The organism is Actinophytocola sp., from assembly GCF_050699915.1.
GTDB lineage: Bacteria > Actinomycetota > Actinomycetes > Mycobacteriales > Pseudonocardiaceae > Actinophytocola.
In genome coordinates, this window is sequence record NZ_JBOHGA010000012.1 from 14,975 (window position 1) to 27,724 (window position 12,750).

Consider the following 12,750-nt stretch of genomic DNA (forward strand, 5'->3'; position numbering starts at 1 on the left):
CGTTGCCGAAAGCGCGCGGGCTCGGGACTCGTTTCCCGAGCCCGCGCATTTTCATGAGCCGAACCGGCGGTGCCGAATTGCGTAGTCGCGCAGCGCGCGCAGGAAATCGGTGCGCCGGAAGTCCGGCCAGTACGCCTCGCAGAACCAGAACTCGGAATGTGCGGACTGCCAGAGCAGGAATCCGGACAGCCGTTGTTCACCGGATGTACGGATGACGAGGTCCGGGTCCGGCTGACCCGAGGTGTAGAGGTGCTCGGCGATGTGGTCGACGTCGAGGACCTCGACCAGCTCCTCGATGGTCGTGCCCTCCTCGGCGTGCCGCTGGAGGAGCTTGCGCACGGCGTCGGCGATCTCCCGGCGGCCGCCGTACCCGACCGCGATGTTGACCTCCATGCCGGCCCGGCCCTCGGTGCGCCGCGCGGCCGAGACGATGCGCGCCGCGGTGTCGTCGGGCAACACGTCCAGCGCGCCGATGATCCGCACGCGCCACGTCTTGTGGTCCTCGGCCAGCTCGTCGACGACGTCCTCGATGACCTTGAGCAGCGGGCCGAGCTCCTCCTGCGGCCGGGTGACGTTGTCCGTGGAGAGCAGCCACAGGGTGACGAGCTGGACCTCGGCCTCCTGACACCAGATCAGCAGTTCCTTGATCCGGTCGGCGCCCGCCCGGTGCCCGTCCACGACGTCGTCGAAACCGGCCTCGCGGGCCCACCGTCTGTTGCCGTCGAGCACGACCCCCACGTGCCGGGGGTGCCGCCCGGCGGCCTGTTGGATCAGGCGCTTGTCGTAGATGCCATAGACGAGCTTCGAGGCTTTCCTGCGGAATCTCCGCCAGACGGCTGTCACGTCCTCGCAGGGTACGCCTGGCGCGGGTGGGAGGGGCACACTGGAAGCATGCGGCGAACCGACATCGACCGGCGGTGGCAGGACCTCGCGGTGATCGAGCGCCTGGTGCGAGAGGCGCGGACCGTGGCCGTCGTCGGCCTGTCGCCCGACCCCGGCCGGCCGAGTCATGGCGTGGCCCGGTACCTGCGCCGGTCCGGGCTGCGGATCCTGCCGGTCAACCCCAAGCTGACGACGTGGGAGGGCCTGCCGGCGTTCGCGTCGCTGGCCGACGTACCGGAGCCCGTGGACATCGTGGACGTGTTCCGCCGCCCGGAACACGTCCCGGCCATCGCCCGCGACGCGGTCACCATCGGGGCCGGTGCGCTGTGGCTGCAGCTGGGCGTCATCAGTACTGAGGGCGCGTCGCTGGCCGCCGATGGTGGCCTGGACGTGGTCATGGACCGGTGCCTGGCGGTCGAGCACCGGGAGGTAGTCGGCTGGTCGTGAGGCCGTTCACGCTTTCGGGCGAGCCAACCTACGGTCCCGTAACCTGGGCCTCGTGCCCGCCGAGACGCTGACCCCGCCGCCCGCCCAGCATGTGAAGCCGCGTCTGCGCGGCGTGATCCACTACTGGTCGTTCCTGGTGTCGGTCGCCACCGGCGCGACGCTGATCGCCGTGTCCGCGTCGACGGTGTCAGCGACCGCGGCCTGGGCGACGGCGGTCTACGGAGCGACCGTGCTCGGGCTGTTCGGCGTCAGCGCGCTGTACCACCGGCGGTGGTGGGTCTCGCTGCGCGTGCGGGCGTGGATGAAGCGCCTGGACCACTCGATGATCTTTCTGTTCATCGCGGGGACGTACACGCCGTTCACCCTGCTGGCCATGCCCCAGCCGACGGGGTACATCGTGCTGTCCGTGGTCTGGGGCGGTGCCGTGCTCGGGGTGGCGCTGAAGCTGCTGTGGCCGCACGCACCCCGCTGGCTGGGCACGCCGATCTACATCGCGCTGGGCTGGGTGGCCGTGTTCGTACTGCCGGACCTGCTGAACCACGCGGGCGTGGCGGCCCTGGTCCTGATCCTGGTGGGCGGCCTGTTCTACACCCTGGGCGCGGTGTTCTACGCGACCCGCTGGCCCAACCCGTGGCCCCGAGTGTTCGGCCACCACGAGTTCTTCCATGCGGCCACCGTGCTGGCCGCCCTGTCCCACTACATCGCGATCTGGCTGGCCATCTACGCCTAGCTGCGGTTATACCGGTTTGATCATGGTCCAGACCGTCGTCAGGCCGTCTTCTTCTCCGTCAGGAATCCGTCGACGGCCCGTCGCGTCCGCTCGTGGCTCGTCGGGAGCAGGTTCGTGTAGACGCGCAGCGTGAAGCCCGGGTCGCTGTGCCCGAGGTACTGCGCGAGCGCCTTGACCGACTCGCCCGCGTCGAGGAGGACCGAGGCGTAAAGGTGCCGCAGCGCGTGCATCCCGTGGTCGCGGGTCGGCCCGGTGACGCCAGCCTTGACGAGCGCGGGCCGCCACACCTGCGAGTTGAACGCACCCCGCCGCAACGGCCGGCCGTCGTAGTCGACGAGGTAGACCCGCACCGTGGTCGGCGTCCCGCCCGGATGCAGCCAGGGCAACGTCAACTCGGCGGGCGGGAATTTCTTCGCATAGTCGTCCAGCGCCCGCGCGACCCGCGACGCCAACGGCACCGACCGCATCTTACCCCGCTTCGGCGGCGCGAACACCGGCTTGTTCTCGACAAGCCGCACCTGCCGCACGACGTTGACCACCTCGCCGTCCCGATCCAGGTCGTCGGGCGACAACCCGAACACCTCACCCTGCCGCAACCCACAGCCGGCCCCGACCGTGACCGCGATCTTGAACCGCTCCGGCAGTGCAGTCCGGACCGCCCACGCCCGCTCGTGCGACCAGACCTCGATCTTCTTCTGCTCGACGCGGGGCCGCGTGACGCTCTTGGCGTGACACGGGTTCTCCAAGATCCGCTTGTCGTCGATCGCCGCGTTGAAGATCGAGGCGACGTGCGTGAACAGCAGCATCCGGTAGTTCTGCGACACACCCCGATCCTGCAACCACCGCTGCCAGCCCTGGATATCGACCGGCCGCACCGACCCGACCGACCGCCCCCGCGGACGCGCCACCTCCAACGGCGCCGGATCCACCCACCGCGAATCCCTCGGCCGGCTCATCACCGACCACCCGGCCCGAACTTCAGCGGCAACTCACCACGACACGCCGCGCACCGGGACTCACCGATGGGCAGCCGGGCGAACGCTTGCAGATCACACAGCGCGGCCGGGTAGCCCTGGGTGGCGCTGTGGGTTGGGTTGGTTCTAGCCTTGTCACTGTTCACTCCTCGTCGGGTGGACAGCGCAGAAGCGGAAACAGGTTGGTAGCCGGGTGCCGCTTCTGCGTCTTACGGTTTCGTTGCAGCACAACAAGGACGCGTGTCATCGCCACACGTCCCAGCGTGCGTTTCAGTGTCTAAACAGGACTATCGAGTTAGCTGCGTGATGAACGTCCGTGAGTCCTCACGCGACAGTGCGACCGCGCATGCGTTGTCGAAGATCTGCCGCGTGGTCGCGACGGACTGGGCTCCCTCCTCTCGGAGTGCTCCGCCGGGGAACTCGGCGTACATGACGGGCAGGTCGTCCGGGTGGTCGAAGTCGAGGATCTGGAAGCCGGACGAGTTGATGTGCGCGCCGGCCATCGCGGGCACCACGCGGATCGTGACCGTGGGCCAGGCGGTGCGGCCGGCGAGGTTGTGCAGCTGCGCGCGCATCACCTCGTAGCCGCCGACCTGGTTGCGTAGCGCCGACTCGTGCACGACCGCCGTGAGCGCGAGCGAGTTGTGCTCGTCGACGAGCCGCCGCTGACGCATCCGCCGGACGGCCATCTCGTCGGCCAGGTGGTCGGTGTCGGGCAGCAGCGTGCGGGCGTAGTCCTCGGTCTGCAGCAACTCCGGAACACGCGTCACGGCCCACTCGCGGACGTGACTCGCGCCGGCCTCCCAGGCCACGAACTCCAGATCCTCGGCGTGGTAGTCGTGCCACCAGCCCCGCGTGCGGGAGGCGCGGATCGTGTCCAACAGGTCGGGCATGTGCTGGTCGTAGACGTCCATCATGCTGCGCGCCAGGTGCACGCTGATCTGCGTCTGTCCGACCTCCACCCGGTGCAGCGAGCTGCGGGTCAGGTCCAGACGCGGCGCGGCATCGTCCAGGGTCAGCCGGGCCTGCTCCCGCATCGCACGCACCTGCCGGGCCACCCGCCGACGCGCCACCGGCGGACTGATCGCGGCCGCTCGCTCGTCCATGACCGCGGTCACCGGGCCTCCAGTGCATGCCGGGGACCGGTGCCGGGCTCGCCGGCCGGATCGATCGTGGCGGCGAACCGGGCGGCCTCCCGGGCCAGGTCACGGCAGAACCGCGCCAACTCCGGCGCACCAGCCTGGGACGGCGGGCTCTGGATGGTCATGTTCACCGGGTCCAGGTAGACGACCAGCACCGGCAGGCTGTCCGCCATCCGCAGCATGGCCGCAGTCGCCTTCGGACCGGGCGCGCACGCGACCTGGTACGCGGTGCTGTACTCGCTCATGCCGCCGACTTCCCCGGCTCGCTGGCCTTCGCCGAGCCACGCGCCGGGGCCTGGACCGCGCGCAGTCCGGTGGCGCGGACGACCCAGATGATCCACTTGGCCTGTCCGGAAGTCTCGGCGCGTGGCTGGACCGTCAGGCCCTCCAGCACGACCGGCCGGAACGGCAGGTTGCCCACGGCCTCGGGCGGCACAGGCTGGACGTCGGCCGCGATCTCGACGGCTATGGACTTGTCGCGCTCCTTCTCGGCGGACGGGTCCGCGATCGTGGCGCGGTAGAGCCGGCGGCCGGTCTGCTCGTCGATGCGGGGCCGGACCGGGCGGTTGCGCGCCTTGTCCTCTTGGGACTGGTACTCGGTCAGCGGCTGGATGTCGCCCATGAGGTAGGCGCCCTGCGGGAACATGTCGTCGAACGAGATCGCGAATCGCATGCCGTGCGGAACAGCCATGATCACTCCTTGGTCGTGTTCTTGGGGAGACCTGTCCAGGTCGGGTGGTTGTCGTCGTAGCTGCGGTTGCGGTTCTGGTCGTCGCACCACTCGGCGAACTCACCGGCGGCTATGGACAGCGCCCGAGCGAACCGAGCCGTGTCCGCGAGGCCGCCGATGCGGGCCGGGACCTGGATGGTGAGACCTTCCTGGTCATGACCCGCGACGAGCTGGCGGACACCGGGCAACGGCTCGATGATCTCGGCGCCGAACCCGGCCGCCGGTTGGATGACTACGTGCACACTCATTCGCCTTCCGCCGTCCTCTGGGCACCCCGACGGGTGCGGTAGTCAAGGAAACAGGCGGATCGGGTTTGTTACCCGGACAAACTGTCCGGGTAGCTACGTGCGCTGCGCTGCGGAAACGATGGTGTCCATGATCGACGCCCAGGGCAGTTCCCGGCCGGGCGCGGAGCGCGGCTCGTGCAGCGGCCACATCACCAGGTGCACGCCGGCCTTCTCGAGCGCGGCGATGTGGCTGTCCCAGGAGGGTTGGCGGGCGTGAGCGGCGTTGATGCGCGGGAACACGACGACCGGCACTGAGCCGAGGCCGATTGCCTCGCAGACCTGCGTGAGGGCCTGGTTGTCGGCCAGGCCGAGCGCGAGCTTGCCGACCGTGTTGGAGGTGGCCGGGACGACGGCGTAGCAGTCGACGGCCGGGTGCGGGCTGTCCTCGCCGGGCAACCGCGGCTTCGAGCGAACCGGGTAGCCGGTGACCTGCTCGATCTTCTCGATGTCGCCGGTCGCATCGAGCCACGTCGCGGCGGTCGGCGTGAGGGTGACGGCGACCTGCCAGCCGAGCTCCTGCATGGGCTCGATCAGCTTCAGGAGCAGCAGCTCCACACCGCCGGCCGCGCACCCGACGAGCCCCAGCACGGGCGCGGCCATCAGCTCTCGCTCACCGCGCGGCAGCGTTCAGCCAGCGCCAGGAGCAACGAGGACTTCTTCCCGGCCGTGACCGGCGCCCGCCGGTACATGGTCCGCACGACCTCCCGGGCGATGGCCGAGTGCCGGACGAGCTGCGGGGACTTGTCCTCGGCGGTAAGCAGGATCTGCAGGGCGTCGTCGTCGCGGGCGAGCAGGCTCAGCGCGCGGGCGTAGTCAATGAGGTGCATGACCTGCCGCTCGACCGGCAGCGCGGAGGTGTCCACCTGCCCCTGGTCGACGATGTAGGAGACGTTCCCAAGGTCTAAGCCGGCCGAGACCCGGTGCAGGGCGACGTTGGTCGGCCCGAATCCGGTCTGCCAGTAGTTGCCGTCCTCACCGAGCGACTCGGCGGCGTTCTCAGCCTTGCTGAGCAGCTCGTTCGCCGTGCCCCGGTCCTGATGCCGGGCGGCCGCCGTGGCGGAGCGGAGGTGCAGCATCCCGTAGAGACTCAACGCGTCAGCGTCGCCCTCGCTCATCCGGGGCGTCAACCATTTCGCGGCGGCGTCACCGAGCTGCAGCGCGTCCTCGAACCGTCCGACCGCGAGCAGCGCATGTGTGCCCGAGCGGGCTGCCGAGGCGAGCACCAGCGGATCATCGGCGGTGTCGGCGGCCTGCATGGCCCGCTCAGCCGCGATCCAGGCCAGATCGGACTCACCGACCTTGCTCAACGTGGTAGCCGCGAGGTGATGAATCCGCGCCGACACGGCCGCGCACCTGCGCTTATACGACCCGTCGCCGCTGGTGGACTCCATCTGCTGGGCAGTCTTGATCAGCCGCGGAAGCGCCGCAACGACCTTCCCGATCCGCCCGCCCTGGTAGTCCGACCAGGCATCCTCGGCCCACTGCGTGACCGGCTTGGGGTCGACGTACTCGGGCTCGATCCCGCCGCCGAAGAGCGTCTTGGAGAGCCGCTGAGGCGCCATGAGCGCGTCACGAACGGCGGGCACGTCGTCGTTCTTCTGGTCGTCCTCCATGAGCACCGGCTCACCGAGCAGATCTCCCAGCGTCACCCGCAAGGCCCGCGCCACCTCGACAAGCACATCAAGCCGGCGAATCTCCCGCTCGCCCCGCTCGATCTTGCTCAACCAGTCCTCAGACCGCCCCACCAGGCCGGCCAACGTGGCCTGAGCAAGCCCCCGCCGACGCCGGTAGAACGCCATGCGCTCCCCGATCGACAAGGGGTCACCTGCGCCACGCATACAGTTCAGGCTAGCAGCGAGCACCGCGACAAGATGCGCTCGATACGTGTCAGAACACACGCCACGTTGCGCTTGCCCAATGTGCGGCCAGAGCGTTGTCGCACCACAGGACGATCGCCCCGGGTGACCAACAGTGCACCTCTCTGGCAGTCGCAGCCGAGACCTCTCTCGACACATCATCGGGCCGTTGGCGCCTCATTCAATGACCTCGCAGCGCATGGAAACGTCAAGTAATATTGGCGGATGAGATCGTATTGTCGGCACGTTTCGAGGAGCTTGAGTTATTCCCATCGATCAACGCCGCGGGCCAACTACGACAGTATGTGATACTCTTTCTCGCTAGCTGACACCTTGACAAGTCATGTTAGTGAGGCAGAGTTGATTGAAGCAGGTTTCATAGGGCCAGCTTTGACCGCCGGTCTGAACAAATCTTTGACTGCTGCGTTATCTCAAGTTGCAAAGCGCCTTTGGCTAAATGGATTGTCACCCAGTGCCAAGCGAAACCGAATCGCGAGGTCTTCCCTGCAGAAGCTCGCTGATCACGACCTCATCGAACAACTCCGCCTTGACGTTTTGGTTAATTCTGTTCCTGCAGGACTCTCAGTTGCCCACGTCGAAGTCCGACTTGGGGGCCCCGTGTACCAAGGTCTAATCCATGAATTAATCGCTGTCCGTCTGCTGAAAATGCCGGATACATATGCGGAGCAAGTTCTTGAGAACATGCAGATCGCAACGCGACTCGAATTTTCAAATGTAGGCGCCAGCGAGGGGGCGTTAGCAGATTTTGGTAGCGTACTTTTCGCCGAACTGGATCGGGCAGTTGGAAAACTTGTTCGCGATGTGGATGGAATCCAAGCACGAGAACTCGCAGAACTGCGCGAGTCGGCGACAGTGCAACTTATCAATGGGTTTTCTGACGGAATTGTTCGTCACAACAAGAATCTAAGAAAGCAAGGCAATCTAAAGGCCGCCATGGTGGCGCGGGAATGGGAGAGAGCATACCGCACCCAAGTTGCAAGAGCGCATGGATTTATTGAGCCACCAGACTTTGAACGAAAGCGAAAATTTCCAATAGATCGTCTATTCGTCTCACCGCAGATAATGCCGCGAGATGAGACCAGCATTCAATACACCGTATGGGACCTGTTCGACATCGTTGATCGGTCAGTTCTACTTGGGGACCCTGGCGGAGGCAAGTCAACAGCGTCTGACGTTCTTGCCTGGAACGCTGCCCGGGAAGACAATGAAGTGATTCCGTTCGTTGTCATTCTACGTACGTACATAGACGACAACCAGTCAATTGTTGAACATATCGAGCGCCGATTGTCCAGCCACTATCAATGTCCCGCGCCTACCGGTACAGTCGAGGCTCTCCTGCTGTCTGGTAAAGCGATCGTAATATTTGATGGGCTGGACGAACTGCTTGTCACATCTCGACGGAGATTGGTCACCGACCGCGTGGAGCTATTCGGTGCACGATATCCCCTCACACGCATGCTCGTAACCTCTCGGCGAATAGGTTACGAAGAAGCGGCCATGGACCCGGCCATGTTTGAAATATACGAATTGTCAGAATTCTCGGACGAGAATGTTTCCAGGTACGTCCACCAGTGGTTCTCAGTTGTCGATGGTGCAACTGAAGAAGATGCGCATGCCCGTTCCGATTCTTTCATTGATGAGAGCGCGGCTACGCCTGATCTCCGCAGGAACCCACTTATGCTCGCGCTTATGTGCATCATCTATCGCGGGCAAAATTGGATACCCAGAAACCGTCCGGAGATGTACGAGCACTGTGCTCAACTCCTGTTCGACAAGTGGGATAGTAGTCGTTCAATATTTGTTGAACTTCGCGCTGGCGCTCATGTTGATTCAGCAGTCAAACACCTTGCATACTGGATGTTTACTGGCCCAGGCACCCAAGGGGTGACGGAAACTGCACTAGTGAGGGAGGCTGCGGAGTTTCTCCAAGCCGCCACTAATGAGAGCCCTGCGGAGACAAAACGTGCAGCGACGCAGTTTATTGAATTCTGTCGAACGCGCGCCTGGGTGCTCGTTGAAGTCGGCTCAACAGCAGATGGCGAAGGTTTGTTCGGCTTTAAGCATAGAACCTTCATGGAATACTTTGCAGCCTACGAACTCACCCGCATATACGACGGTCCCGAACGCATTGCTCGAGCAATTCTTCCACAAGTCGCTGCGGTAGAATGGGAAACTGTTACGGAACTGGCGGTGCAAATTTCAAACAAACACTCCAAAGATGGCGCCTCCAGAATTATCAAAGCGCTCCTGGCCGACAAGCGTTATTCTAGTGGCACGTCCAGATTGAACATCAGCAAATTCGCGCTTCGGTGCATGGGATTCGTTCCCGTTCCGTTGTCTCTCGCGGAAGAGATTGCTGAAAGTCTGGTCGATGCACTTGTGAAGATGACAACCGACATGAAAGAGCTGCTGCCGATATCGATTTCAGTGATTCCAGCTCTTCAAGCCTCGATAGAGGAATCGATTGTCAATTCGCTACGCGTGCGAATTGCTGACGAAAGAGAACCTGAGCGTGAAATCGCGACCGAAATTGCTTTGGACCTGCCGGACTTCTTCTCATCGGACGACGACTCGATAACCCGTTGGTCAGCCTGGCAGGCACAGCTATTCTCAGCGCTTGAATCCGAAATCTTGACCAACCGTCTCAGCGCCAATTGGTTCAACGCGTGGCGAGGCGGATTGATCACTTTCGAGAAGTTCATGATCGAGGCACCCACCTTCCCACATCTCCCTCTTCAAGCTCTTTTTGAAAGCCACTCTTGGAGATACCTACAAGGTGGTTGGACTGCTTGGGGTGCATTCATCCCAGAGAAGCTTCTCCAATTCCACGCTGACGCCGACGACGGGTTCCCGATTAATGGCGTTGAACTCGAATGGCTGGATGAGTACTTGGCCGCGCTTGAATTGCCCCCTTGGGTCGATCATTCCAACGATACTAACTTTCCGACCACATATTTGGAAAGCGGTTTCAACGGCGCCTTTCTAGGCGACAAACTACAAACCAGCATCGGGTCCGCGATTTTCGTGCTGATGCTCGTTAGCATTGAACTTGGCCGATTTAGTGACGAATATCTCGAACTCGCAAGTCCTTTCAGCTATGACGCCGCCTATCGCGCTATCAAGGATACTCGCATTGAAGGCGTACCATTGCCAAGTTGGGTCGCGGACTATGTCGCACGCATTCCAGCGAACCGGAAGATGGTCGTTCGCAAGTGGCTAAATGGGGACATGACTTTTTCGGTTAACATAGTTTCCGTCGATCGACAGTATCTTCGATCAAATTCCGCGCGTTCTCGGCGGACCGCGGGAGGCGCTCAAGGTGTACGCCGACGTTAACGAGTCCGGCCCCAGGTGCCGACCTTGCGATTGTCGTGGTTCAGGTGATAGTTGACGGCCTTGCGATGAACTGCCGAATTCACCTGTACGGAATCAAGGCGCGCCGCCGTGGCGGCGCGCTCGACCCGTCGCCCTGGCAACGTGGGCGGCATCCATCGCGGCACGGCCGGCTCCCGCTCCGCTCACGCCGACCGGCCTACGCGGCGCCGGCCACGAGCTCGCGACGGCAGCGCCACCACGGCGGCGCACATGAAACCGCGGAGCAGCTCCCTCGGCCTCGATCGTCGAACACCGGGCCATCGGCATCAACGGCGCTGCGCGTCGCTGCGCGATGGTCGCACGCGCCCACCATTGACGCCGACGCCCCGGCGCTACGAGACGGCCTGTACGAGGGCGCGACGGAGAGGAATGAGCTGGTCGACAAGTCGGGCCGGGTGCCACTCTGGCCCACGTGGATCACCTCAGGCGGTTGCTCATCGCGGCCGTCGACGAGCGGACCGGCTACCAGGTCGGCTCCGATGAGCTGATCAGGATGGCTCTCGACGCGCTGGTCGGTGGTGTCGACACACCCGCGCTGCGCGAGCTGGCCGGACTCACCCGCGATGAGGAGCCCGAGGCCCACGAGCTCTTCGAACAGATCGTCCACGAGCTCGGCCTCGCGCCGTCCCTGCCGGATCCGGTGGACAGCTGGGTACTCGTTCGCTGGTGGTGCCAGCTCATCGTCAGCGGAGAGATCACGCCCGAGGAAGGCGGACGACGCATCTGGATGGAGTCGAGCGAGCTGGGCTACCCGGATGCGCTCATGTCACTGGTCGGCGACATCGTCCAACTCGACGACTGGCCCGCGGGGATCGATCCTCCGGCCGACTTTCGCAAGCGGATCGTGGCTCAGGCACGACAGCTGCTCGAACAACCATGGCCGCCACCGGCCACGAGGGGCTGACCTCCGCCAACGAGCGACCAAGATCAGGCCGTCTCCAGGCCGTCTGGGCTCGGGCAGACCCGAGAATGGGCGAGAACTAGCGACAGACGTTTGCGCAGCTCAGGGGCATGATCTGGCGGTCGAGCTGGAGCCAGCCAGATCGCGCGGGCATTACATCGCGATCTGGCTCGCCATATACGCCTAGCTGCGGCCGAGTGCATCGAGCAGCGCGGCGATCGTGTCCTCGGCCGACTTGCCAGCCGTGTCCAGTACGACGTGCGGTCGATCCCACGGCTCGTACTCGCGCGCCACGATGTCCGCCCAGGTCGGCACGACCAGGCCCGGGATGTCGACCGTGCGGGTCGTCGCTCGTCGCTCGTGCTCGGCAGGGTCGGAACACACCAGCTCGACCTCGACCAGGTGGGCGCCGGCCGCATCGGCCACGTCCCGCCACGCGTCTCGGGTGATCTTCATCGGGTTCACGCACTCCGCGAACACGTGCGACCCCTGGCAGAGCAGGTCACTGGCCACGGCCTGGGCGACGTCGTACCCGAGACCCCAGGTCACGGCGTCGCGCAACTCCTCGCCCGAGCTCTCCCTGGCCGCGAACCGGACGATCGCCTGCTCGATCGTGTCGATGCGGAGATAGGCCGCGCCGATTCTCGCCGCCGCTTCCCGGGAGACGGTCGTCTTGCCGGTCGCCGGTAGGCCACCGACCACGACCAACGTCGGACTGATCGACTCGGAATTCATCCGTCCACACTAGAAATCAGCCGAGGTCTCGCCGGGCGGCGCCGTTGACCACCACGTCGACGACCGCGTCGAGGAAGGTCTCGTCGACGGGCTCGCCGGTGAGTAGCAGCCGGAGATGGATCGGGCCCAGGACGGCCTCGATCACCGCTCGAGGGTTGGTTTCCGGGGCCACGTCGCCGCGGGCGGCGGCTCGTTCGACGATCGTGCCGTCGAGAGCGAGGCGCGCCGACCAGAACCGGTGGTTCGCCGCAGCCAGCCTGCTGTCGTGGGGTGCTTCCGCGGCCACCGCGCGGGCCATCGCGGCGACCTCCGGGCTCGCCGCGTTCGCGGCGGCGGTTCGCGCGAGCTCGACCAGGTCCTCGCGCAGCGAGCCGGTGTCCGGCACGGTGATGTGCTCGCCGGCGCGTTCCAGCATCGCCTCGAGGACCAGCTCCTCCCGCGAGCCCCAGCGCCGGTACAAGGTCGTCTTGTGCACGCCCGCACGCCGGGCCACGCCCTCGAGGCTGAGCGACGAGTAGCCGAGGTCGGCCAGCTCGGCCAGCGTCGCCGCGATCGCGGCCTCGCGTACCCGCGCGCTGCGCCCGCCCGGTCGGCGCCGGCGCGCCCCCGGCTCGGTCGCCTCCGCCGCCTCGCGGGTCCGACCGTCCGTCATGGCGCGATGCTAACGCAA

At 65.1% G+C, this 12,750-nt stretch carries 14 protein-coding genes; 4 read left to right on the top strand and 10 right to left on the bottom strand.

All coding sequences use genetic code 11. The features are described from left to right. Positions 1-51: 51 nt before the first annotated feature. Positions 52-843, bottom strand: coding sequence for an isoprenyl transferase (locus ACRDSK_RS03880; RefSeq protein ID WP_431438483.1), 792 nt, complete (start codon positions 841-843; stop codon positions 52-54). 48 nt (positions 844-891) lie between these two features. On the opposite strand from ACRDSK_RS03880, the gene ACRDSK_RS03885 reads away from it, so the two are divergent. Both ACRDSK_RS03885 and trhA read left to right on the top strand, forming a co-directional pair. Then, a complete protein-coding gene (locus ACRDSK_RS03885; RefSeq protein ID WP_431438484.1) occupies positions 892-1,329 on the top strand; it encodes a CoA-binding protein in 438 nt (145 codons plus the stop codon). Between the two features lie 52 nt (positions 1,330-1,381). Beyond that, positions 1,382-2,059, top strand: a complete 678-nt coding sequence (gene trhA, locus ACRDSK_RS03890) for a PAQR family membrane homeostasis protein TrhA (protein ID WP_431438485.1) — start codon at positions 1,382-1,384, stop codon at positions 2,057-2,059. Between the two features lie 38 nt (positions 2,060-2,097). Here trhA and ACRDSK_RS03895 read toward each other — a convergent pair whose 3' ends face one another. The 7 genes from ACRDSK_RS03895 to ACRDSK_RS03925 all read right to left on the bottom strand — a co-directional run bounded on the left by ACRDSK_RS03895 (position 2,098) and on the right by ACRDSK_RS03925 (position 7,030). After that, positions 2,098-2,883, bottom strand: coding sequence for a tyrosine-type recombinase/integrase (locus ACRDSK_RS03895; RefSeq protein ID WP_431438486.1), 786 nt, complete (start codon positions 2,881-2,883; stop codon positions 2,098-2,100). A 437-nt stretch (positions 2,884-3,320) separates the two neighbouring features. Continuing rightward, positions 3,321-4,151: a helix-turn-helix domain-containing protein gene (locus tag ACRDSK_RS03900; RefSeq protein WP_431438487.1), complete on the bottom strand. Its 831-nt coding sequence runs from the start codon at positions 4,149-4,151 to the stop codon at positions 3,321-3,323. Further along, positions 4,148-4,420 carry a hypothetical protein gene (locus ACRDSK_RS03905; RefSeq protein ID WP_431438488.1) on the bottom strand — a complete coding sequence of 91 codons (273 nt, stop codon included), beginning with the start codon at positions 4,418-4,420 and terminating at the stop codon, positions 4,148-4,150. Before ACRDSK_RS03905 ends, ACRDSK_RS03900 begins: the two co-directional genes overlap by 4 nt. Beyond that, on the bottom strand, positions 4,417-4,866 hold the full coding sequence (locus tag ACRDSK_RS03910) for a hypothetical protein (RefSeq protein ID WP_431438489.1): 450 nt from the start codon (positions 4,864-4,866) through the stop codon (positions 4,417-4,419). The genes ACRDSK_RS03905 and ACRDSK_RS03910 overlap by 4 nt, the downstream gene beginning before the upstream one ends. Positions 4,867-4,868: 2 nt before the next feature. After that, on the bottom strand, positions 4,869-5,153 hold the full coding sequence (locus tag ACRDSK_RS03915; protein ID WP_431438490.1) for a hypothetical protein: 285 nt from the start codon (positions 5,151-5,153) through the stop codon (positions 4,869-4,871). 93 nt (positions 5,154-5,246) lie between these two features. Beyond that, complete coding sequence (locus ACRDSK_RS03920; RefSeq protein ID WP_431438491.1) at positions 5,247-5,792, bottom strand: flavoprotein; 546 nt, start codon at positions 5,790-5,792, stop codon at positions 5,247-5,249. Continuing rightward, a complete protein-coding gene (locus tag ACRDSK_RS03925; protein ID WP_431438492.1) occupies positions 5,792-7,030 on the bottom strand; it encodes a helix-turn-helix domain-containing protein in 1,239 nt (412 codons plus the stop codon). The genes ACRDSK_RS03920 and ACRDSK_RS03925 overlap by 1 nt, the downstream gene beginning before the upstream one ends. Before the next feature lie 378 nt (positions 7,031-7,408). On the opposite strand from ACRDSK_RS03925, the gene ACRDSK_RS03930 reads away from it, so the two are divergent. Then, entirely contained in the window at positions 7,409-10,405 is a 2,997-nt protein-coding gene (locus ACRDSK_RS03930; RefSeq protein ID WP_431438493.1) for an NACHT domain-containing protein, read from the top strand. Between the two features lie 451 nt (positions 10,406-10,856). Next, a complete protein-coding gene (locus ACRDSK_RS03935) occupies positions 10,857-11,348 on the top strand; it encodes a hypothetical protein (protein WP_431438494.1) in 492 nt (163 codons plus the stop codon). A 180-nt stretch (positions 11,349-11,528) separates the two neighbouring features. Here ACRDSK_RS03935 and ACRDSK_RS03940 read toward each other — a convergent pair whose 3' ends face one another. Further along, positions 11,529-12,080, bottom strand: coding sequence for an AAA family ATPase (locus tag ACRDSK_RS03940; protein ID WP_431438495.1), 552 nt, complete (start codon positions 12,078-12,080; stop codon positions 11,529-11,531). A 16-nt stretch (positions 12,081-12,096) separates the two neighbouring features. Beyond that, entirely contained in the window at positions 12,097-12,732 is a 636-nt protein-coding gene (locus ACRDSK_RS03945; protein WP_431438496.1) for a TetR/AcrR family transcriptional regulator, read from the bottom strand. Positions 12,733-12,750: the final 18 nt, after the last annotated feature.